At 44.3% G+C, this 23463-nt stretch carries 18 protein-coding genes; 11 read left to right on the forward strand and 7 right to left on the reverse strand.

Annotated elements, in window-relative coordinates:
- Positions 1 to 48: 48 nt before the first annotated feature.
- Positions 49 to 1641: a DEAD/DEAH box helicase gene (locus SWOL_RS09805; RefSeq protein ID WP_011641289.1), complete on the reverse strand. Its 1593-nt coding sequence runs from the start codon at positions 1639 to 1641 to the stop codon at positions 49 to 51.
- A 345-nt stretch (positions 1642 to 1986) separates the two neighbouring features.
- Here SWOL_RS09805 and SWOL_RS09810 point away from each other — a divergent pair, with 345 nt between their 5' ends.
- Positions 1987 to 3201, forward strand: coding sequence for a glycoside hydrolase 5 family protein (locus SWOL_RS09810; protein ID WP_011641290.1), 1215 nt, complete (start codon positions 1987 to 1989; stop codon positions 3199 to 3201).
- A gap of 82 nt (positions 3202 to 3283) precedes the next feature.
- On the forward strand, positions 3284 to 4339 hold the full coding sequence (locus SWOL_RS09815) for a glycosyltransferase family 4 protein (protein WP_011641291.1): 1056 nt from the start codon (positions 3284 to 3286) through the stop codon (positions 4337 to 4339).
- 62 nt (positions 4340 to 4401) lie between these two features.
- Here SWOL_RS09815 and SWOL_RS09820 read toward each other — a convergent pair whose 3' ends face one another.
- Complete coding sequence (locus SWOL_RS09820) at positions 4402 to 5247, reverse strand: DegV family protein (RefSeq protein WP_011641292.1); 846 nt, start codon at positions 5245 to 5247, stop codon at positions 4402 to 4404.
- 377 nt (positions 5248 to 5624) lie between these two features.
- Here SWOL_RS09820 and SWOL_RS09825 point away from each other — a divergent pair, with 377 nt between their 5' ends.
- The 5 genes from SWOL_RS09825 (at position 5625) to SWOL_RS09845 (ending at position 10540) form a co-directional block, all read left to right on the forward strand.
- Entirely contained in the window at positions 5625 to 6959 is a 1335-nt protein-coding gene (locus SWOL_RS09825) for an FAD-dependent oxidoreductase (RefSeq protein ID WP_011641293.1), read from the forward strand.
- A gap of 217 nt (positions 6960 to 7176) precedes the next feature.
- Positions 7177 to 8373: an MFS transporter gene (locus SWOL_RS09830; protein ID WP_011641294.1), complete on the forward strand. Its 1197-nt coding sequence runs from the start codon at positions 7177 to 7179 to the stop codon at positions 8371 to 8373.
- A gap of 301 nt (positions 8374 to 8674) precedes the next feature.
- On the forward strand, positions 8675 to 9346 hold the full coding sequence (gene trhA, locus SWOL_RS09835) for a PAQR family membrane homeostasis protein TrhA (RefSeq protein WP_041427997.1): 672 nt from the start codon (positions 8675 to 8677) through the stop codon (positions 9344 to 9346).
- Between the two features lie 94 nt (positions 9347 to 9440).
- On the forward strand, positions 9441 to 10130 hold the full coding sequence (locus SWOL_RS09840) for a DUF2953 domain-containing protein (protein ID WP_011641296.1): 690 nt from the start codon (positions 9441 to 9443) through the stop codon (positions 10128 to 10130).
- 59 nt (positions 10131 to 10189) lie between these two features.
- Positions 10190 to 10540, forward strand: a complete 351-nt coding sequence (locus SWOL_RS09845) for a GerW family sporulation protein (protein WP_011641297.1) — start codon at positions 10190 to 10192, stop codon at positions 10538 to 10540.
- A 119-nt stretch (positions 10541 to 10659) separates the two neighbouring features.
- On the opposite strand, the gene dut is transcribed toward SWOL_RS09845, so the two are convergent.
- A complete protein-coding gene (gene dut, locus SWOL_RS09850) occupies positions 10660 to 11049 on the reverse strand; it encodes a dUTP diphosphatase (RefSeq protein WP_011641298.1) in 390 nt (129 codons plus the stop codon).
- A gap of 135 nt (positions 11050 to 11184) precedes the next feature.
- Here dut and SWOL_RS13675 point away from each other — a divergent pair, with 135 nt between their 5' ends.
- The gene (locus tag SWOL_RS13675; protein WP_207635287.1) at positions 11185 to 13992 is read left to right on the forward strand and encodes a glycosyltransferase; all 2808 of its coding nucleotides are present in this window, start codon (positions 11185 to 11187) and stop codon (positions 13990 to 13992) included.
- A gap of 204 nt (positions 13993 to 14196) precedes the next feature.
- Here the strand turns inward: SWOL_RS13675 and ltrA are convergent, their stop codons facing one another.
- Together ltrA and ymfI are read right to left on the reverse strand one after the other, a co-directional pair.
- Positions 14197 to 15528, reverse strand: coding sequence for a group II intron reverse transcriptase/maturase (gene ltrA, locus SWOL_RS09860; protein ID WP_011639611.1), 1332 nt, complete (start codon positions 15526 to 15528; stop codon positions 14197 to 14199).
- Between the two features lie 516 nt (positions 15529 to 16044).
- Complete coding sequence (gene ymfI, locus SWOL_RS09865; RefSeq protein ID WP_011641300.1) at positions 16045 to 16806, reverse strand: elongation factor P 5-aminopentanone reductase; 762 nt, start codon at positions 16804 to 16806, stop codon at positions 16045 to 16047.
- A gap of 712 nt (positions 16807 to 17518) precedes the next feature.
- Between ymfI and SWOL_RS09870 the strand changes: the two genes are divergently transcribed.
- Positions 17519 to 18112: an acetate uptake transporter family protein gene (locus tag SWOL_RS09870; RefSeq protein WP_011641301.1), complete on the forward strand. Its 594-nt coding sequence runs from the start codon at positions 17519 to 17521 to the stop codon at positions 18110 to 18112.
- Positions 18113 to 18217: 105 nt separating this feature from the next.
- On the opposite strand, the gene SWOL_RS09875 is transcribed toward SWOL_RS09870, so the two are convergent.
- Positions 18218 to 19366 (reverse strand): aminotransferase class V-fold PLP-dependent enzyme, encoded by a 1149-nt coding sequence (locus SWOL_RS09875; protein WP_011641302.1) that lies wholly within the window; start codon positions 19364 to 19366, stop codon positions 18218 to 18220.
- A 134-nt stretch (positions 19367 to 19500) separates the two neighbouring features.
- Positions 19501 to 20388 (reverse strand): YitT family protein, encoded by an 888-nt coding sequence (locus SWOL_RS09880; RefSeq protein ID WP_011641303.1) that lies wholly within the window; start codon positions 20386 to 20388, stop codon positions 19501 to 19503.
- A gap of 384 nt (positions 20389 to 20772) precedes the next feature.
- Here SWOL_RS09880 and SWOL_RS09885 point away from each other — a divergent pair, with 384 nt between their 5' ends.
- Both SWOL_RS09885 and SWOL_RS09890 read left to right on the forward strand, forming a co-directional pair.
- Entirely contained in the window at positions 20773 to 21819 is a 1047-nt protein-coding gene (locus SWOL_RS09885) for a mannose-1-phosphate guanylyltransferase (RefSeq protein ID WP_011641304.1), read from the forward strand.
- A gap of 219 nt (positions 21820 to 22038) precedes the next feature.
- Entirely contained in the window at positions 22039 to 23457 is a 1419-nt protein-coding gene (locus tag SWOL_RS09890; protein ID WP_341271094.1) for a phosphomannomutase/phosphoglucomutase, read from the forward strand.
- Positions 23458 to 23463: the final 6 nt, after the last annotated feature.

Raw genomic sequence — 23463 nt, forward strand, 5'->3', positions numbered from 1 at the left:
TGATTATATTTTTCAAAATATTTTTATTCTTATTATAGAATAGCCGGTTTACCTTCCCCCATGATTCACCATAATTTTCCGATTCTCTTTGGGGAATCGAGCAGGACGAGTTTTATTTTTTTGCGTCCTCCGGTACTTTTCAAAGGCTTCATATACTTCATGAATATAGTCCATGGGAACCTCCACAAAAGTAGAATTGCGATTAATCTCAATATCCCCTACCCGCTGGGGACTTAAAGAAGTATGAGTCGCAATAAATTCCAGCAACTGGCGGGGATGTATTCCCTGCAAACGTCCTGCTGGTAATTCCAAATGGGCCATACTATCATCGCTTTCCGGTAGCTCAGCCATCTCAAAATCCGGTTCTTCATCTATCAGGAGTTTTAGGGCTGCAGCCAGCATCTTCTCAGGATCTCCCTGTTGCATTAATTTCTCGGCCAGACTCAAGCAAACATCTCCCGGTTCCGCACTCGCTTGCCTAACCCGCTCTAATAATAAATCCTGCCTTTTTTCCACCGCCTCTGCCAGGGTGGGCAGAAGAGCACGTTCAATTCTTTTGCCAGTATGTCTTTCAATCATACGCAACAATCTTATCTGCGTAGGCTCTACCAGGGTTATGGCAATACCACTGCGCCCTGCCCGTCCCGTGCGGCCCACCCGGTGAATATAAGAATCCAGGTCTTCAGGTATATCAAAGTTAAAAACATGGGTTACTAATTCTATATCCAGTCCCCGAGCCGCCAGGTCAGTGGCAACCAGAATTTTTGTATTACCCTGGCGAAAACCATGCATAACATGATCTCTTTCTCTTTGTGACATATCCCCATGCAAAGCATCGGCATTATAACCCCGGGAAGTAAGAACCCTGGCCAATTCATCAGCATTTCTTTTGGTGCGGCAGAATATCAAGCTTATAGGTGGTTGCTGAGCATCAATAATGCGACACAAGGTTTCTATCTTGCGCCGGGAATTCACCTGGTAATAATATTGCTCAATTTCCGGAACCGTGCGTTCAGGAGATTCAATAAGAATAATCTCCGGCTGTTTCATGAACTTCGTTCCCAATTCCCGCACTTCATCCGGCAGGGTAGCAGAAAACAAAAAAGTCTGCCGTTCCCGGGGGCATTGGCTAAGAATTTTCTGAATATCAGGTAAAAAACCCATATCCAACATTTCATCAGCTTCATCCAAAACCACATATTTCAACGGAGACAAAGAAATCGTTCCCCGATTCATATGATCCATCAAACGTCCTGGAGTACCTACAATGATTTCCGGATTTCTACGCAAGGAGCGCAATTGCAGCTCAATAGATTGCCCCCCGTAAATTGCCAGTACCTGGATGCGCATACGGCGGCTCAATGAAGATATCTCCTCAGTTACTTGCACCGCCAATTCCCGGGTGGGGCAAAGTACCAGAGCCTGCAGCCCCTCTCCTTTGATAACCCGGTTCAATATCGGAATACCGAATGAAGCGGTCTTACCAGTTCCTGTTTGTGCTTGTCCCATAAGATCCAATCCCGCCATAGCAATCGGAATGCTTTTAACCTGAATGGGGGTTGGTTTTTCAAAGCCTTTTTCATCAATCATCTGCAAAAGATCCGTTTTCAGCCCCATGCTGTAGAAGTTTTCAAAACTCAATAATCTTCCTCCTTAATTCCAAGCAGGTTCGTATAACGAGGCGAAATATGTCCCCCGCTTCTTTAAACGGTCGGGTTCCAATTAACAAAACAGGAGACGGGTTCTAATCCCCCGCCTCGTTACAGCGGTGTGTTGAAACTGCTCTGCAGTTTCTTCCGATGCTTAAAATATAACACATTTTCACTGTAAGTTCCAGGAAACTATATTACCGGCGAGAATATACCGGCATCTTGCCACCCATACTAATATTAATAATCACTATAAAAAATAACAAATATTATTTTGCTTGTATGCTTGTATAAATATAATCACCCATAAAAATATTTACACTTCAGGAGGGCAATTGTGAAAACAAAAGATTTCAGCACAGGCATAAATTATTGGCCTATTGATAAAGCTATGTACTGGTGGCGTAATTTTTCCTACCAGGAGCTAAGAAGCGATTTCAGCCAGATAGCAAATTACGGCATGAAGCTGGTGCGGATCTTTCTTTTATGGGAGGATTTTCAGCGCTATCCAAACCTTATTTCTCCTACAGCTTTGAACCATTTAAGAACTACTGCCGATCTGGCTGCTGAATATGACCTTAAAATCATAGTCACTTTTTTTTGTGGACATATGAGTGGCGTCAACTGGATGCCATACTGGATGTTGGAAGAAACTAAGGCTCCCAGCCGTTTTCCGCTATTCTCCCTGGGCAGCGTACAAGAAGCAAAGATACGAAATTTTTATCATGACCCCTTGGCCCGTGAAGCGCAAATTCTGCAAATCAGAGAAGTCTGTTTAACCCTGAAAAAGCACCCAGCCATTTGGGCCTATGATCTGGGTAACGAAGCATCAAATTGTGTAATGCCAAAATGCCATGAAGAAGCACGGGAGTGGTTGCGTATAATGAGCTCGGCCATCAAATCCTGCGATCCCAATTCCCTTGTTACCCTAGGCTTGCATGCTGAGGATCTGGAAGAAGATCGCCTGCTCCGGCCCCAGGACGCAGGGCCATTTTGTGATTTTCTTACTATGCATGCCTATCCTTTTTACCTATCCTGGGTGGAGGAGCCTCTGGATGTATTAGTATTGCCTTTCCTGGGTATGCTCACCGCTTGGTTGGGTGAAAAGCCGGTACTTATGAGCGAGTTTGGCATTCCTAGCCAACCAACCATCAGCCCTTTTTACGCTTCGCCCCATAAGAGCAGGGTTCCCCTATTCACTGAGTCCCAGGGAGCCTCGTTTTATAAGCAAGCTCTGTCACTATTGCAAGAAAGCGATATGCTCGGAGCTATGGCCTGGTGCTATGGGGATTACGCTCCTTACTTATGGGATAAGGCCCCCTTGTTGCAAAATCCCCACGAAAGACATTTTGGCCTTTTTCGCCATGATGGCTCCGCCAAGATGGCCGCTACTGTGCTTCATACTTATAAAAGTTGTGGGGATCAGGCGAGTGAATACAAGCAATTATCCAGCTCTTTTCTGGAGGATTGGAAGCGTGAGCTTTATTATGAAGACCCTCAGGGTAATCTAATAAAGATGTATAGGCAGTTTAGACAGGAGAACCTGCTTTAGAAAAGCCGTCGGTCACTTGTTTTTTCCCCACTTTTAATCAGTGGTTGTGGCCAAAATATAAAACATAAGGAGACATAGTGAAATGAAAGTAGCATTACTCTCACCTATTGCCTGGAGAACTCCGCCCCGCCATTATGGACCCTGGGAACGAGTGGTATCTTTAATAGCTGAAGGCCTGGTTAAAAAAGGGGTCGATGTTACTCTTTTTGCCACCGGAGACTCCAAAACCGCCGGCCGGCTGGAATATATTTGTCCTATTCCCTACGAAGAAAACCCCAATATGGATGCCAAGGTGTGGGAAGCCATGCACATAGCCCATCTGTTCGAACAAGCTCACAAGTTCGATATCATTCATAATAACTATGATTTTCTGCCCCTGTCATACAGCCGTCAGGTAGATACACCTATGATAACCACCATCCACGGTTTTTCCTCCCCCAAAATACTGCCCATCTACCGGGAATATAATCGTAATAATTATTATGTATCAATAAGCAACGCTGACCGAAGTCCTGATTTGGATTATTATGCTACTGTTTACCATGGGATTGATTTAAATGAGCTTACTTTGAAGCTTAACGCTGGTTCATACCTTTTATATTTTGGACGCATTCATCCTGATAAGGGTACCGCTCAGGCTATTGAAATTGCCAGAAAATCCGATATGCAGTTGCTCATAGCCGGGATTATTCAGGACAAACAGTATTTTAACCAACAAATATATCCTCGAATAGACAATAAAAAAGTTATATATTTGGGATCAGTAGGTCCAGCCAAGCGTGATGAGCTATTAGGGAATGCCCTGGCCTTGTTACATCCTATTCATTTTAACGAACCCTTTGGTTTGAGCGTAATTGAAGCCATGGCTTGTGGTACTCCCGTAATTGCCTTTAATAAAGGCTCCATGCCGGAAGTAATAAAAGACGGGGAGACTGGTTTTTTGGTGGATAATGTTGAAATGGCCTGCGAAAAACTGGGCAGCATTAATAAAATAAAACGAGCCAACTGTCGTTACTGGGTGGAAGAAAACTTTAGCCAGGAGAGAATGGTTAGCGATTATCTATCTCTTTATCAAGAAATCATTAAAGGAGGAAAGCTCCCGGTTCGAACTCCCTCCCTATCAGGTAGATGTAAATAGCTTATTAACCCCCTATGGCCAGAGGACACAACCACCGCTGAAAAGTGATATGATATATTTTACTATCGCAAGAAGAAAATCGTGTAAGTTCCTGCTCCCACATGCGCACCTATGGCTGCTCCGATCTCGGATATCACAAATTCACGACATCCAAATCTCTTTTCAATAAGTTCCTTTAACTCCAAAGCACCCTCATAGTCGTTGGAGTGGCTTATTCCAATAAGCTGCTCCTTAAGATTGACCCCTCGTTCTGCCATTATTTCCAACATTCTTTTTTTAGCTTTTTTCAAGCCATGAACTTTTTCCAGGGGGAATATACTTCCATCCATAAAATGGGCGATTAACTTTATATTAAGGAGATTTCCTAAAGTTGCCGAAGTGCTGCTAATTCTTCCTCCTCTTTTTAACATATCAAAATTACCTACAATAAATATATGTTCAATGCGGCGGATATTATCTTCAATGGCTGCCACTACCTGTTCCAGGTTTTCTCCTGCTGCCACTGCCCGGGCGGCCCGTATAACTGTAAGAGCGTAACCTACCGATGCACTCTTGGAATCAAATACCATAATGCGCGGGGAATCCAGCATATCTCTGGCCACGCAAGCCGACTGATAGGTACCGCTTAATCCGGAAGAAAAAGCAATATAAATGATTTGATCATTGCTCTCTTGCAATGCTTTCTCAAATTCTTCCTTAAACTCTCGCGGAGTAATTTGAGCGGTAGTGGGCATGACTCCCGGCTCGGAAATTAATTTATAGAAATCAGGCGGGCTTATGGTCAACCTGTCCCGGTATGTCTGGTCCTTTATGGTTACTGGCATATAAAAAAGCTTAACCCCTAATTCCTCCAGATACTCCTTATCCAGGTCACAGGCGTTGTCAGCATAAATTCGAATTCCTGGCATCAAACCTCCCCCTCCCCAGAATATACTAACCCCTCATAGATGAGGACATAACAGCAAAGAGCTGCATAAAGCTAAATATGGTTCCACTGCAAAAACCCCTTTTTATGAACGCTAATGCATATTTATAACTTTTTGCAGTGACATCAAATATAATGAGCTTGAAATAACCAGCTATCAACTTGCTTCTAGTAGTAGATTTTGCCGTTTTTTATCCTTCCCATCAAGCCATAAGCAAACTCCAAAAGCTGCCAGGATACGGGAATAAATAAGGAATTTCGCCTTGGGGGAAGATAGTTCAGGGCTGTTCACACTTTCCGGCTTAGAGTACAATAGGAAACACACAGCATGATCAAGATTTTAAGTAAGGGGTGATTTGATTGAATAATAAGCTTCTCATAATAGGAGGAGTCGCCGCTGGTATGAGTGCTGCTTCCAAAGCTCGCCGGATAGATTCAGAGCTCGAGATTACGGCTATAACGGATGATCAATATGTTTCTTACGCCGGTTGTGGATTGCCTTATTTTATCGGGGGAAAAATCCCGGAGCAAGCACAATTGATTGCTCGCCGGCCAGAAGATTTTGCCCAACAAAATATTAGCGTAAAAACTCGGGTCAGAGCTCGATTAATTCGCCCGGAACAAAAATGTGTAGTAACTGAAAATCTGGAAACTGGCCAATTATCTGAAGAAAGTTATGATCGCTTGCTGGTCTGTACCGGGGCTCGCCCCTATATTCCCAGCCTGGAAGCTATTAATTTGGAAGGCATTTTCGTGCTCCGTACTATTCACGACAGCCTGGCTATCAAAGCTTACATGCATCAACATATACCAAAAAGAGCCCTGATAGTAGGCGGAGGTTATATCGGTTTGGAGATGGTGGAAAACCTATTAGAATATGGTTGTGAAGTAATTTTACTGGAGCGTTCCTCTCACCTGTTGCCAAATATGGACGAAGATATGGCTCTTATTTTAACTTCCTATCTACAATCCCGCGGGGTTGAGGTTAGAACCTCCGAGAATTTGACTGGTTTTGCCGGTGACTCCAGAGTACGGGAAGCCTTTACTGACAAAGGCAGCCTGCCGGTAGATTTTGTCCTTCTTTCCATGGGGGTTGTTCCTAATTCTGAGTTGGCAGCAGCGGCTGGTGTAGAACTGGGAATAAGAAATGCTATCCGGGTGAACGACAAAATGGAAAGCAACTTGCCCGGAATCTATGCCGCAGGTGACTGCGCTACCACCAAACACCTGGTTTCAGGCCAGGAAGTCTACATTCCCATGGGGACTACCGCTAACAAGCAGGGCAAGGTGGCCGGGGAAAACGCCGCCGGAGGTAGTGCTCGCTTCGCCGGAGTATTGGGGACAGGAATCGCTCGAGCTATGGAAATGGAATTATCCAGAACCGGATTATGTGAGAACGAGTGCCGGCAACTGGGTATTGACTTTATAAGCCGGCGTGTCAAATCCCGAACCGCTGCTCATTATTGCCCTGTATCCGGAGAGATACATGTAAAAATACTAGCAGAAAAACCAAGCGGTCACATACTCGGAGCTCAAATCGTGGGCTTTGCCGGAGCCGCCAAACGTATTGATATGCTGGCCACAGCCATTACCATGCGGGCCACGGTCGAATCCCTCATAGATATGGATCTGGCTTACTCTCCACCTTTCAGCCCAGTCTGGGATCCGGTGCTGGTTGCCCTGAATCAATTTTGACCCTGTGCACTTCTGCCTTCATGACAGGGGGCGCTTAGGACGCAGACCCGGCATTCAGAAGCGATAATTTGAATAAACTTGGCGGATTACTGGCTGAGTGCCGACCACAGTAACTTTAATACCAACCAAAGGGTTCGAGTATGTCAACACCCCCGTCCCCTTGTCACTTACTTCCGTCCCCTTGTCACTTAGTTATTTTTTTAGAAAGCTGATTTATATGTCACAAGCAAAAAAAGCCTTTGCCAATCAACTCCTTCTTTTTGCCGCATCGATCTTTATGATGGGTCTTTACAGTGGCCTTTATGACCCTTCGTTTAACAACTACCTGTCCCAGGTTCACCAGCTGGGGGAAGTAGCCCGGGGAGGCTTGGAGTTTCCCCGGGAACTACCAGGTTTCCTGGTGGTATTCGTATTTACTGCTCTAGCCTTTTTTGCTGATAGCAGGATAGCCATGCTGGCCGCCTTGATTGTTGGAATATCGCTATGGGGACAGGGTTTCTTGGCTCCGAACATGAGAATGGTAGTATTATGGATGCTGCTCTGGAGTACTGGCGCCCACCTTTTCATGGTTTTGAAATCCTCCATCTCCCTACGCCTGACTGTGCAGGGACAAGAAGGTCGCCTGCTGGGACGCCTGGGGGCCCTGGAAGCAGCGGGGGCATTATGTGGCATGCTGGCAGTTTACTTGGGCGTCTCCCACTTTCATTTTTCCTTCGGGGTTATCTTTGGAGTTGCCGGTACCTTTGCCCTCTTAGCCGCTCTTTGTCTCTACTTGCTTGACCCCAAACCCATAAAGAGACCTCCCCATTACCTGCTTTTTAAAAAGAAATATTGCTTGTATTATCTGCTGAGCATACTTTTTGGTGCCCGTAAGCAGGTCTTCCTTACTTTTGCCCCCTGGGTATTGATAAAGGTTTTTAATACCCAGGTGCAGACCTTTGCTTTGTTGGGACTGATAGGAACCGTTGTCAGCCTGGGTTTCCGCCCCCTCCTGGGGAAGGCCATAGACACCTGGGGCGAGCGCATGGTTATTTTCCTTGAATCCACCATCTTGGTAGTGATATGTATTCTATATGGTTTTTCCCTCTATTGGTTCTCCGCGCAGATAGCTCTGGTAATTATAATGATATGTTATATTATCGACCAGCTTCTTTTTGCCGTGACTATGGCCCGTACTACTTATTTAAACCGGATTGCCGATTCCCGGGATGATGTAGCTCCCACCCTATCCATGGGAACTACCCTGGATCATGGTGTTTCCATGACGATTCCTTTTGCCGGGGGAATAATCTGGGCCCTTTTTGGCTTTCACTGGGTTTTCATAGCCGCAGCTGTAATCGCCTTGCTCAATATGGTGGCATCATTGTTTATCCCCGGAATTGAAGAAGAACGCTTGAGTAATAGAGGAGTATAACATCTAGTCTGCCAATTGGTTTTTTGCAGTTATTGGTAGTATAATTGAAATAAAAAAGAGCTGAGGGATGTGAAGGGTTAAAAAAAATCAGATGCTCTTTCATCGTTCAAGCATAGCCTGACAAACTTTTTGTAAGTTTTTTATCCCATAAACTCTATGGATATTATGCAAACATAATAAATTTATTATGTTTATATATTTATGCAACCCTATGCAATAGAAAGGTCATTGCAGTAGAGTCAATGTTTTACATAGCAAAAGGAGGTTTATACGCTTGGCTTGTTCTCATAAATCCGAGCAGATGCCAGAATCCAAAAGTAGAATATCCCTTCCCTTTAAAGACCCGGTTAGTGGCTTTACCCATTTGCTGGGAGCCCTATTATCTATCTGGGGACTGGTAGTACTGATTCGCCATGCAGCTAATTATGGCGGAGCCCGTTACCTGCTGGCAGCGGCTATTTTTGGAGCCAGCCTGATTCTCCTCTACAGTGCCAGTGCCATATATCACCTGGTGCTGGCCCCGGAGAAAACTACTATGATACTCCGGCGAATTGACCATATGATGATCTATGTTCTTATTGCCGGAACCTATACCCCTATATGTTTGATTGCTCTGCAGGGCAAATGGGGAACCGGTTTGCTGATTGCGATATGGATTCTGGCCTTTATTGGCATCCTGCTCAAGCTACTGTGGTTTAACGCCCCCCGCTGGCTGTCAACCCTTTTTTATCTTCTCATGGGCTGGCTGGTCATTATTGCCATCTTCCCTCTTGCCCGGGTTATTCCGGCTATCGGTATCAGCTGGTTGGTTATAGGAGGGGTTCTGTATACGCTGGGAGCTATTATCTATGCCACCAAATGGCCCCGTATAAGTTCACGTATTTTTGGTTTTCATGAAATTTTTCACCTATTCGTTATGGGCGGCAGCTTATCCCATTTCTGGCTGGTATTCAGGTATGTTATGGTATTGTAAACGGATTCCTTAAACAACAGTACTTCCGGGGCAGAAAGCCCTGGGGAGGAGGAATAATTCGAACTGCTATTCAAGAGGAGGGAGGTAATAGCGGATGAACTTATGGCTGTTGCTTTTGCTCGTATTATCTTTCTCTTTTATACTCCTCATGTTTACACCCATACGATACGAACTGGGTTTTGCCAATCATAGCAACTTTAATTTGTATGCCACCATAGGGCAGGGATTTTTCTTTCTTCTTACCCTGGAAAAAACAGCCGGTAGATTCGATTATAAGTTGCGTGTCTTAAATATTCCCTGTTCATTACCCCGGGATTCCCGGAATAGTGAGGATAACAAAAGCAAAGAATACAGACCTGGTTCTTCTTCACCCCTAACCCTGCTGGGTAATTTACTACATAATAAAACCTACCAGCCATTATTAAAGCTTATCCGTAAGCTATGGCATCATGGCAAACCCCAACGCTTGCAAATTAAAGGGCAATACGGGTTTAACGAACCGCATAATACCTCCTGGGCCAATATACTGCTTTTATTATTGTCTTCAGACTCGCCCCATTACCAAATAGAACTGGACCCAGTCTGGGATGAGGAAAAATTTGATATGGAAGCCTTTCTTAACGGCTCTATTACCCTGGCAGTAGTATTCTGGCATTTGCTTGTATTTCTGTTCAGTCCTCCATTCTGGAAGTTTTTTATGGAATTGTCCCAGGTTCGCAAAAATCAAAAGATAAAGTGCGACCGTAGGGAACATCAGTTGTGCCCGACAGGGCGCTTCCCATAGGCAACACCTGCGGGTTGATTGCAATAAGATAAATAAAAATATAGACAGGAGGCATATTAATGGATGTCAATCAAAACATCGCTACCCTTTTTGAACAACTGGACAGATTCTTCAAAACTGAAACCGTCTTCGGGGAAGCCATGCAGGTTGGCAATGTTTCCCTTATCCCGGTCATTAGTATCAGTTTTGGCGCCGGTACCGGAGCAGGTAACGGGAAGGATGCCAAAGGTTCTGATGGCAGCGGCGGGGGAGGAGGAGCCGGCGGCAAAATAACTCCAACCGCAGTAATAGTAGTAAGGAATGAGGAAGTCAGCGTTTTACCCCTTTCCAACCGGGGATATGTTGACAAAATCGTGGAAATGGTACCGGAATTAATTGATAGAATCCCCCATAAGAAACCCAAGGAATGAGGATACATTATCGAAAGCTTTGATTCCATCTATCCTTGAAATCCTTTAAAATGGAAATGTTGCTAGTCTGCTAGAATCAAGCTTGCTATTGTTTTGGCTCTAATAATCATTTTGGCAGGCTAGATATCACTGGAAAAACTTGCTTGAACGACCGGTGCAAAAACTATCTGGGCTACTTTTTGACCTGGCAATACCCGAATCGGTTTGTCAGTCACATTTAGCAGCAGTATCTTAACTTCGCCATTATGGTCACTATCAATCGTACCTGGCGCATTGGCTACTACGATTCCCTTCCCGGCCATACCCGCTCGACTCCTTATCTGGGCTTCATAGCCTGGGGGAATCATCATGGCCAAACCGGTTGGTAGGCTCCTTACTTCGCTAGGATATAGTATGATTTCTTCTTGTATGGCAACGGCCAAATCACAACCAGCGGCTCCTCTGGTTTCATATTCCGGTATTTTAGCCCAATCAACCAATTTTTTGAATTTCACATCGATTGTAGTCACAAAACAAGCCTCCTTTTTTAAAAATTATAATGTACATTTTAATTTACAGCAATTAATTATATGTAAAGAAGAGGCGCTTCTCTTTTATTGTATTTATGTAATATTTTCCCGGTAAGTGCAAATACTAAATCCAGTTTGGTATTAAAAGAGGTTTTGCACTTGCTGCTTCAATTATTTCGTTTCGCTGTTACCGGTTTGCTCAATACCCTGGTGGATTTTGGAGTATTCAACCTGCTTATCTGGCTGTGGGGAGCCACAGATACTTTAACCATAAGTTTCATAAACTTATTATCAGTTTCTTTAGCAATAATCAACAGTTTCTTCCTGAATCGCCATTGGACCTTCGCCTCTTCCGGCGGGAAGGGCCGGCATCAGTTCCGGCGCTTTTTGCTGGCTTCCCTGACCGGAGCCGCCATAAATACTACTACCGTCTTTTTACTATCCTCGGTTCTCAGCCGGGTTCATACAACTTCTTACCTTTACCTTAATGCCGCCAAGATACTGGGAACCATCTTTTCCGCCGGGTGGAATTTTTGGGCTTACCGCAGCTGGGTCTTTAGCCGGGACAGCAGTGCCAAGGTCAGCTTCAGCGAGGATTATGTGTCCGGATTGACCAGCGTGGTTATTCCTGCCTTCAATGAAAGCAAGCGGCTCCCGGCTCGCCTGCAAGAACTGGCCGATTTGCTGCCTGGGCTTTTTCCCGTGGAAATTATCGTAGTTGATGATGGGAGCAATGACCATACCAGACAAATTGCCCGTTCTTTAGCCGAGAAGAATTCCTGTATCCGCTGCCTGGGTTATAACTGCAACCAGGGCAAGGGCAAGGCAGTACAAACCGGAATGCTGGCAGCTCGCGGGGAATACCTGCTATATACCGATGCAGACCATACCTTTACTCCCAAGCATATAGAGCAAATGCTACATAAGCTCCGCTCAGGTTCGCAAATAGTTATAGCCCGGCGTAATTTTTCAGCAGGTGCTCGGCTGGAAGGCGAGTCACAGCTGCGGGGCTTAATGGGCCGAGGCTTCAACCGCCTGGTTCAATTTCTTTTGCTTCCGGGTATCACTGATTCTCAATGTGGTTTGAAAGGCTTTCAACGGGAAGCTGCCCAAAAGTTGTTTACCCGGCAGCGCTTGAAGGGTTTCGCTTTTGATGTTGAACTCCTGGTTCTGGCTAGAGTTCTGAAGCTGGAAATATGTGAACAAGCGGTTGAAGCTATAGACTGCCCGGGTAGCAGCGTAAACCGTATTCTGACTCCCCTGCAAATGGCCCAGGATTTATTCCGTCTGAAGATAGCATTAATGACTAACCGTTATGATTTGCCTACTGTCCAATGGCCCTGGAAACCGGCCCTGCTGGCTATGACCCTATTCCTGCTGGCCTTGGCAATTCGTCTTCCCTGGTTATGGGAGTTCCCCCGATTTATTGATGAATTAAAAGAGGTTCAACTGGCTTATCTTATTTATAGCGGGCAGGCCTGGCCTCTTCATAACGCCGCCCATGATATCGGGGCTATGCACAACTACATTCTGGCCGCTATTTTTAAAATTATGGGGCCCAATATATACTGGCCCCGGCTCTATGTTGCTATTACTTCCTCCCTCTCTGTCTATTTGGTATATCGCTTGGGGAAGCATTTATTTGGTGAGAGCAGTGGGTTGATCGCCGCCCTTCTTTTGCTGACCAATGGAATGCATATATTGCTTAGCCACATGGCCTGGGCCAACTGCACCACCCCCTTCTTCTTTACCCTGGCTCTGCTGGTAACGCTCAAATCTGAACAAGAGAAAAGCGGTAGACTTTTGGTCCTGGCCGCCTTTTTTTGGGCAACCACCTTGCAGACCCACTCCTCGGTAATTATTTACCTGTTGGTAATAGTGGTCTATTTGGCTGCCAATTTTCGGAATTTTGCTATACCATTCCGCTACTACCTGCTTGCTGCTCTCTCTTTCCTCTTTGGCTACGTCAATATGGTTTACTATAATTTGCTGTCTTTTGGAGGAAGTTTCAAATGGCTAAGCAACAAATCCTATGCTCTGGAGCAGAATCTTAGTATTGATTCTTACTTGCATAATATGGCCCAACTATTAGTTGAATTGATTCGTTCAGTCACTTCCATTTACCGGAACTATGGAGAGCTTTGGCAGTATAGTCTTCATCCCCTCTTTATTTTATCCCTGTTTTTGATCGGCACCGGGGCTTATTTTTCCATTAAAGCAAAAAAGGGGCTCCCCTTTTGGCTGCTCCTGGGGGGAGTGCTCATAATACCTTTATTTAACAAACGCTATGTATTCTACCTGGCTACCCGCTATATAATGCCCCTGCTTATTTGTGCCCTCATCCTGCTTGCTTATGGCCTGGTCCAAATTATCCGTAAAATACAGAGTAGGACCAGCCAGAAAAAAGCAGTAAATATCATCACAGCTACACTGATACTGTTTCTGGCCACTGCCCAGCTATTCCCCTATTACTCCTATTGCAGCGAAAGGATCAATACCAATGAATCAAACCGCCTGGCTCTGGAAGTAGTCAAGCTGACCCGCCAAATGTCACAGGGGCATGAAAGTATAGTTTTAATAGATGATAAATTGCCCCTGGAAAACAAGCCCCTGCCCTATTTATTAACTTTTCTAGAACACCCTTACCAGATGTTGGACAGTAAGAAAAGCGGTGATAACGATATTAATAGATACCCCGGTATTGCTACTCTCTATCCCGAGCACGAGCAGCAGCTAATAATGGTAATGAATGAGGATAGTTTTCGTGATTGGAAATTTTTGTTGCATGAGCGTATCAAGCGGGTGGAGCGTTTGAGTTGCCAGGTAAGCTTCCCGGTCCCAGCTTTACGACCCCGCAGCATATATGTGGTAGAAATAAATGATACATATAGCCAGCCGGTTTTTCAGGGCAAAGCTTCGCTACCAGGCGAGGAAAACCGGTGAAAATATATAACCCTTGGTTAATAACTTAACAACTTAAGGTCGAGTAAACATATGCCTTTCAGCTTTAGGAGACGCTTTGTGTTAATCTGTTGCTCTCCGTTTCCTCTGAGAGTGTCACAATATTTGCTCCATGGCTGATTGGCATTATGCTCCTCACAGAACCGTGCTTGCGCAATTAACGCACACGGCTCCTCACAATGTCATTCACTTTAGATAACTCAGCAGCTCGGGCCTTACGTCATATATATCTACATAAATTCTTCCCTTTGGTAACGGGTGTTTATTAAGAAAGCGTACATATTTATCCCAGTTCATGCTTTTGCGCTGGCTACGGCGGTTGAACCATTTGAATAACATTCTTCGTACTTTGTCACAAAAGTTTCTTAATGCCGTGGAGTTATCTGTTATTCCGTAATATCTGTAGTATCCCTGCAGTTTAATTTGTAACATCTCTATTACATAATCCGTGGGTGAAATTAGGTGCTTCCTAAGCCATGTTTTGCATTTAAGCAGACTGCTTCGATATTTCTTTTGGCTTGTTTTCCGTTTTACCCGAAACCAGCCTTTCTTGCTTTTACTGCAGTAGTGAGTAAACCCCAGGAAATCAAATGTATCTGGTTTCTTCCTTCCTTGCTTTTTACTCTCTTTATCTGCAAAGCGCCCAAAAGCTATAATACGGGTTTTCTCCTCTGCTACTTCCAGATTGAACTTGTTCAGTCTTTCCCGCAGGTTCGCATAGAACCATTCCGCATCGCTTTTGTTCTGAAAACAGCACACAAAATCATCGGCATATCTTACCAAGTATGCTTCACCTTGACACCTTTTCTTTACTACCTTTTCAAACCATAGATCCAGCACATAATGTAAATATATATTCGCAAGTATTGGTGATACTATACCACCCTGTGGTGTTCCTTTAGGTGTGTCGTACACGATTCCTGCTTCCATTACCCCTGCTTTAAGAAACCTTTTAATCAGGCGCAGTAAATTAGGGTCAGCTATGCGCAATTCTAAGAATTTCATCATCCATTCATGATCGACGTGATCGAAGAAGCCGCGGATGTCTGCATCGACTATATAGTTTACTTTCTTTCTCTCAATGATGTGATTTAGTACCTTTAATGCATCGTGACAGCCTCTGCCAGGTCTGAATCCAAAGGAACAGTCCAGAAAATCTTGCTCATAGATTGTATTGAGTATCCTTGCAAGTCCTTTCTGCACTAGTTTATCCTCATAACTAGGTATTCCCAGGGGCCGCCTTTTGTTGCTGCCTTCTTTAGGGATATATACCCTTCGCACTGGCTGGGGTTTATACGCCTGCCGCTTCATTCTTCCGATCAGGTCTGCTATGTTGGCTTCAAGATTTTCCTCGTACGCTTGTTTTGTCACCTGATCTACTCCACTTGCCTTTGATCCACTGATCTCTAGATGACACTCTTTCAGTGTTTCATGATTGATATGATGTATCAAGGCTGTGAATCGTTCTTTCGGGTTCTGTCTAGCTATCTCTGCTATCCTTACAAGTCCTGTTTCCATTTAACTTTGTCTCCACCTCCGGTGTGGTAAATGTGTCCCCTGTAAGGGCTCCATTGTGTCATTGCCTTCCCTCCTCCGGCATTACCCGTTATCATCAGTATTACGCAATGATCCGACTTCCTATTTCCCATTTGACTCCCTCGCTTATTATCACTTGTCGGTCATACTCCTCCGTGGCTGGAGAAGAGAAAATAGGATCTCCCGAGTTACTACATCATAACGATGTCAAACGTGCCGAGGCCTCCGACCCCGGGGAAGTCCTGTCGTCTAGCCTTATCGACTTCCAGGATGTTGCATTCTGCTCAGGCAATAGCATCTGCCTTCCCATGTTCGGTATTTCGGGGCTCAACACCTTCAGCTACTGCTTTCGGCCCGTTTGCTTGTTTGTCTACGCTTAAAGACAGCGGTTACCCTCTGCCCTCCAAGACTAATTACCGGCGGTTGGCTAACCTTACCGGACGGGATTCCCACCCGTTATATGATGCAGCCTAGCTCGGCCGCACTGCCTGGCACCGTTTATGGTTTCCATCCACCATCAAGCGAAAGTATATGGCCATTGATAAACGAAGCTTCTCGTCCCAGTAAAAAAACACAAGCGGCAGCGACATCTTTGGGACAACCCAACCGGCCGACTGGTATCTCTCGGGTCAGATCAGCCATTTCATCTTCATCAAGTTCCTCGCGCAACATATCTGTAAAGATCGGCCCGGGGGCAATAGCATTTACAGTAATTCCCGATGGCCCAACTTCCTGAGCCAACGAGCGGGTAAGAGCAATTAAGCCTCCCTTGGCAGAAGAATATATGGACTCATAAGAGGCACCGGTTATTCCCAGTACAGAAGCGATATTAATTATTCTGCCAAAACGTTCTCTAATCATATAGGGAAGTGCCCGGCGGCAACATAGAAAAGCTCCTTTCAAGTTGGTATCCATAACACGATCCCACTGTTCCTCACTGCATTCAATAAGCAATCCCCTTTGGGAAATGCCAGCATTATATACCAGGGCATTCACATTTCCCATTTCGGCTTCAATACGGGTAAACATCCTTTCCACTTCGTTTTCCCGGCTCAAATCTGCTCTTATCGCCAAAACCCCAGCGCCTTTCTCTCTCAATTCGCGAGCCAGGCGCAGGGCCTCCAATTCCGAAGAACGGTAGTTAATAATTACACTCGCTCCCCTAGCCGCAACCGCCCGCGCAATAGCAGCACCAATCCCCCGGCTGCCGCCAGCTATTAGGCAAATATAAGCTTCAAGTTCGTTACTTTGGGGAAACAAATTTTAACCTCCTTAAGATAATAAAGGGTTTGGAGTAATCAAGCTTATTTAAGTATATTTGATAGCCTAATAAAACGGTATATACTTACTTAAGTTTTATCTGTATTTTACTATCTATTTTGCAATTATACTGATAAAAATAAGCTTTACATAATCCTTAACCTTTTCCCAACGCATGGACGAATATTGCAAATTTTTTAAAAATTCAGGATAATAGTATTGACAAATTACGCTAGTTCTTCATACAATGAAAGCACTACGAATATCTTATAGAGAGAGACAAAGTGCCTGATTTTGCTACCAAGGTTTTCCAAGCATTAACCTATATAAGGTGATTAAGGACAAAATCTGAGGAGGAGTTTTCTTCTATGTATATTACCTACAATAGAAGGCAGGCCGATTCCCAAGTAATCAAGGAGTTGCAGAAACTGCCCTTTTTATTTTCTATCATATCTATATGAAATAATAACCCATTCCATTTTCTTTCTCAAAAGCAAATCAACTCTATATCCATCACCAGTATCACCAGATTTTAAGCAGTATTAAATAATCTCAACCCAATCATCATTTTTCTTTTTGTTACTGGCTTCAAGGCGAAGGCTTACCTTCAACACCTTAGAGCAAATTCTTCCCAAGGAGGTGATTTCTAGAATACCTTTCCTTTTGAGGAATATAAAGCAAAGATGAACATTATAAAAAGGAGGAGTTTTTAATGTCAGGAAATGGTGGTTGGGCAAATCCGGCACCGGCAGGGTTGGTAGCTCTAGGAATAGCATGTTTTGTTTTTTATGCGGTGCTCTCAGGAACAGTCGATCATAGTTGTATTCCCCTGATGGGAATATGGTTGCTAGGTGGCTTTGTTGTTCAGTTTACAGTTGCCGTAATCGAGCTAAAAGAGGGATCGACTACAGGTGGTAACGTGTTCCTGTTTTTCTCGGCCTTTTTCATGTTGGTAGGTGGCTTGGAGTTTATCCTCAAGTATTTCGCAGCTGTGAACGGTTGGGCCATGGATGCCCATATTGATGGCTGGGCCTGGATGGTTCTTTGGCTCACCCTTATTTTATGGACCCCGGCCTATCTTAAGCAATCTCCTCTGGTAATGAGCCTGATAGTCTTGATTCTGGATATAGGTGTATTCTTTGTTGCTTTTATGGACATTGGATGGCTGAGCCATTCTTATGGTCCTATAGCGGCAAACTTCCTCCTGGCAGGTGGACTTTTAGCCATCTATCTGGCTGCAGCTATAATACTCAATACCGCTTTTGGTAGAGCAGTGTTGCCACTGCCTGGACCCATTTTAAAATAATCATTTTATTTTATTGTATAGAATGTAGTCCTTACGAATCTTTTGCTATTATATCTAATATTTAATCGAAATCACCTGCAATTTGCTGGTGGTTTCTTTTTTTTATTAGTTCCTACGAGCCAGCTTATGAACGGCTTTTATTACCGCTTCTATTTCCTCTTTGGTATTAAAAAAGCCGGGACTAAAACGACATGCACCGTTGTGAATGGTTCCTAGTGTAGCATGTGCCAGGGGTGCACAGTGCAGACCGGAACGGGTTATAACCCCATATTCATAGTCCAGGGTCATACTCAACTCACCACAATCCATTCCTGCTATATTAAAGGCTAAAACAGCTGTCCGCTGGTTAATGTCATCAGGTCCGTACAACGATATTCCTGGTATCTCTTTAAGGCCATCGATTAACAACTGAGTAAGTTCCTGCTCATGCTTACGGATATTTTCCATTCCAATTTCCCTAATAAAATTAACCCCTGACAGGAGACCCGCTATGCCTGGGGTGTTGAGAGTACCGCTTTCCAAGTGATCCGGCATAAAATCCGGATGTTCCAGGTATTCGGAAAATGAGCCGGTTCCGCCTTCTTTGAGTGGTTTGATATCAATGCCAGGTCTTAGATATATTCCTCCGGTCCCTTGTGGCCCCAATAGCCCTTTGTGGCCGGTAAATGCCAAGATATCAATTTTAAATTCCTCAACATCAATCCTTAATACTCCCGCCGTCTGTGCCGTATCCAGCATAAACAATATCCCGTTTTCCCGAGCTATTTGCCCAATAGTCTTGACCGGCATCACGGTGCCCGTAAGGTTAGATGCATGTAAAACACAAATCATCCGTGTTTGGGGCTTAATCGCCCGGCGCAGTTCTTCCGGATCCAGGCTGCCATCGGGTTCGCACTTTACTGCCGTCCATTCCACTCCCTCCTTTGACATTTGAAAGAGAGGACGAGCTACCGCATTATGCTCCATACTGGTGGTAATTATATGGTCACCGGGTTTCAATATACCCTTAAGCCCGGTATTAAGTGCTTCAGTAACATTGGAGCAAAAAGCAATTTGAGCACTATCCTGAATATTAAATAAGGCTGCCAGGGCCTCCCGAGCATCAAGCAGAAGCGAACCAGCCTTGAGCGCTTCTCGGCTGCTGCCGCGTCCCGGGTTACCTCCCAGGTTACGCTGACAAAAGTCTACCGCTCTATAAACACTCTCTGGTTTGGGGAAAGAGGTAGCCGCATTGTCCAAATATATGGATTTCATTAAAAACACTCCTCGTTTATTTCAGCCAAGACGAGCAGATAATAGCTAATTTTAATCGCTATAACTATAGCACATGCTGAGGAATGTTTGAAATGAATATTTGTTATAGTTAAAAGACTGAGTAAAGCTTCCCCTTAGTATTCTCTTCCGCTTGGTTTAAAGCCTTTTCCAAAAACCTCAATAGTTTCATTAATGATTAGAAAGGCTTGGGAATCGATCTGAAATACGATTTCCTTCAAGCGAGGGAGTTGCGTTTTACCTACTGTAGTCATAATTATTTTTTCCTCTTTACTGGAATAGGCACCTGTCCCGCTTAAATAAGTACAACCCCGCTGCAGATTATGCAGTATGCCATAGGCGATTTCTTCATGCTGCTTAGAAATGATCATAGCAGTCCGGCTAATATTAAGCCCGGATTCTACCAGGTCCACCATTCTAGATGAAACATAGATACCAATCACTGAGAAAAGGGCCAGTTCCAAACTGGATAATAAGAGAAAAAGCGAAATCACCAGCAGATTAGCGGCAAAAAAGGTTTGCCCTATATTATAACCCCAGTAGCGTTTGATGATTACAGCAATAATATCAAGTCCACCGGAAGAACCTTTGCTATGAAATATAATACCAGTGCCTATTCCGCCCATAGTTCCACCAAAAATTGCGGCCAAAATAGTTTCTTCTATGCCCAGGTTGACGGGTTTAAGTAAAGCCAAAAAAGCAGTAAGGGCAAAAGTACCGATTAAGCTGTAAATGGCAAAACGATGGCTAACCAGGCGATACCCGGCAATAAATATGGGTATATTAAGAAGCATATACCATAGCCAAACGTCAATCGAGGTTAGATAGTTCAGGATAATGGCTATCCCAGTAACTCCCCCGGTCAAGAGCTGTGCCGGAATCAATATTCCCTGTATGGCAGCAGCTAGGATGAAACAACCCAGCAAAATACCGCCAATATCCTTCAATGTTACCGGTTCCTCAGCTTGCCTATCAGTTTTTAAACTAAATTTATTTAAAATCATTAAATTACCTCCCTGCTATTAATCTATTTTTCCCCGGGAGAGCTCTTTTAAATTAAGCATTATCACCGATAAAGATAATTTTAAGCATCGGAAGAAACTGCTTAAGCAGTTTCAACACAGCGCTGCAACGAGGCAGGGGATTAGAACCCGCCGTCTGTTTTGTTAATAATCGACCGCCTAAAGAAGCGGGGAATATATTTCACCTCGTTATAAAATCCTCAACAAAAAGCCATACTAGTTAAGAGTTAAAGGAGCGGTCCATCTAAAAAATCAGATTGCAATGCTAAAATCTTAAGGATTTGAGCCCTTGCATAATTAAATCAGGGTAATATTTGGGGAAAGCCTAAGCATAGAATTAATGTCAGGAGTAAACGGAGGTTTCCTATGATAGCAGTAGTTTTGGCCGGAGGGAAGGGCCTTCGCTTGTGGCCGGAAAGCAGACAAACACGACCCAAACAATTGTGTAAATTTGTTAATGGTAAAAGCATGCTGGATCATACCATTGATCGACTGATGACAGCAGGTTCCAGCCGGGTGATCATTATTACCAATGATAGCCTTCTGCCTGGTATCAATGAACTGGTACAGCAGCGTAGCGATAAAGAAAAGATTGAAATCTTAAGTGAGCCCGAAGGAAAAAACACTGCTCCCGCGGTTGGTCTGGTATTAACCCGTTATTATGGAGAGGGGGAAGACGAGATACTGGGATTTTTCCCGGCTGATCATCATGTATTGGATACTGAAGCTTTTATCGACAGCGTCCAGCGAGCTTGTATGGCCGCCCAAAATGGTCACCTGGCTACCATAGGCATTTCCCCCAGCCGTCCGGAAACCGGTTATGGTTACATAGAGAAAACCAAGTGGGAAATAGGCGAAATCCCCGGCGTTTTTTCTGTTAATTCTTTTTGCGAAAAACCCGATCCGGAAACTGCCAATTCTTATCTGGCTTCAGGAAGTCACATGTGGAATGCCGGTATTTATATTAGCCAAGCTAAAACCCTCTGTGATCAATTTAAAACCCACCTCCCAGAAATATATGAAAAACTGATCCTCGGTTTCGATAAGTACATTGATTCCTATCCCCTGCTCCCCGAAATCAGCCTGGATTATGGAGTAGCAGAAAAATCAGATTCTATGGCAGTGGTTCCGGCCAATTTTGGCTGGTGTGATCTGGGAAACTGGAATGCCCTAGCAGAAATATATCTCCCGGATCTAAAAAACAATGTTTGCAACGGCAATGATGTTTTGCTCATTGATAGCAATAACTGCATTATAAAACAGACAGAAAAAACTATAGTACTCTTCGGGGTAGATAATCTATTGCTGGTGGAAAGCGAAGATCTGGTTCTGGTGGCTGACCGTAATAGGGCCCAGGATATACGCGAAATTGTTGAGTTCTTGCAGGAAAAGAAGCGTTTTGACCTTTTATAGGAAGAAATAGCAATTAGGCCATAACCACTGATGAAAACAGGAGAAATTCTATCTTCATAATACCCCCCATGGCTCAGGGGCCTTAACCACCGATGAAAAGTGATTTAGTAGGGGCTTGAATGGTAAGATGTAGCAGGAAATAAACAAAACCCTCACCCCTTACCCCTCACTCCTCACTTTTCGTACTAACTCTTTGAGGAGGAAATAGCTATAAAAAAGATTTTTAGGCAATACGATATTAGAGGAATAGTCCCAGATGAGTTGAACGACTCGCTTATGTTGGACATTGCCCGAGCTTTTGCTACTCATGCCATCATAAAAGGACACAGTAAAATCCTCCTAGGCAGGGATAACCGCCTATCTTCTCCCCACCTGCGGGAGTTAGCGCTTGAAGCTATTCTGGACTCCGGTTGTGATGTGGTTGATCTGGGTATGGTGGTTACCCCGGTTTTTTATTTTGCCTCCCGGCATCTGGATATTAAAGCCGGCATAATGATAACGGCCAGTCATAACCCCGGCGAATACAACGGCTGCAAACTTCTTTTAGGGGATCATACTATTTTTGGCGAAGAGATTCAGAATATCAGACAACGAATTGAAAGGCAAGACTTTTTTGCCGGACCTCGGGGAAAGCTGGAAACGATAGACATAATCCCTGATTATATAGAAATGATTAAAAGTAAAATTAAAATGGGCCCCAACACAGCTCACCTAGTAGTTGACTGCGGTAATGGAACCGCTTCCACTCTTGCTCCCCAGGTTTTTCGCAGCCTGGGTTGTGAGGTTAGCGAACTCTATTGCGACTCTGATCCTAGTTTTCCCCATCACCACCCGGATCCGGTAGACCCCCAAAATATGGTGGACCTGGTGGCAGAAGTAAAGAAAACCGGAGCAGATTTAGGTATTGGTATAGATGGAGACGGAGACCGCCTGGGAGTGGTAGATGCCAGGGGAAATATGATCTGGGGAGATATGTTGATGATCCTGTTCTGGCGTGATATACTGCCCCGATATCCCGGTTGTGAGTGCATTGTAGAAGTAAAATGTTCCCAGGCATTAATCGATGAAATTGAACGCCTGGGAGGTAAACCTTTAATATATAAAACCGGGCATTCACTTATTAAATCCAAAATGAAAGAAATCAATGCGGTTTTCACCGGAGAAATGTCCGGGCACATGTTTTTTGCCGATGATTATTATGGATTTGATGATGCCCTTTATGCTGGCGCCCGCCTTTTGGAGTTGCTTTCGCACAGCGAGAAGAATATTAGTGAAATGCTCTCTGATGTACCCCGCTACTATTCTACTCCGGAAATAAGAATTCCGGTGGGTGATGAGGAAAAATTCTTTATAGTGGATAAAGTACGGGAATATTTTAAGCTTAAATACCCATTAATAGTAATTGATGGGGCCCGCATACTATTTCCGCAAGGTTGGGGTCTGGTGAGGGCCTCCAATACCGGTCCTGAATTAATTGTTCGTTGTGAGGGCAATAGTCCTGAAGCTCTGGAGCAGATAAAAGCCGAGCTATTTGGCTACCTGCAATCCCTGGGTATGGATGATGAATCAAGCCCGGCCGAGTTTTCCTTTACTCCCGTTTACAATTATCCTAAGAGCGAATTTCAAGATCAGGTATAGTCAATT

Origin of the sequence: Syntrophomonas wolfei subsp. wolfei str. Goettingen G311 (assembly GCF_000014725.1) — a bacterium.
GTDB classification, from domain to species: Bacteria; Bacillota; Syntrophomonadia; order Syntrophomonadales; family Syntrophomonadaceae; genus Syntrophomonas; species Syntrophomonas wolfei.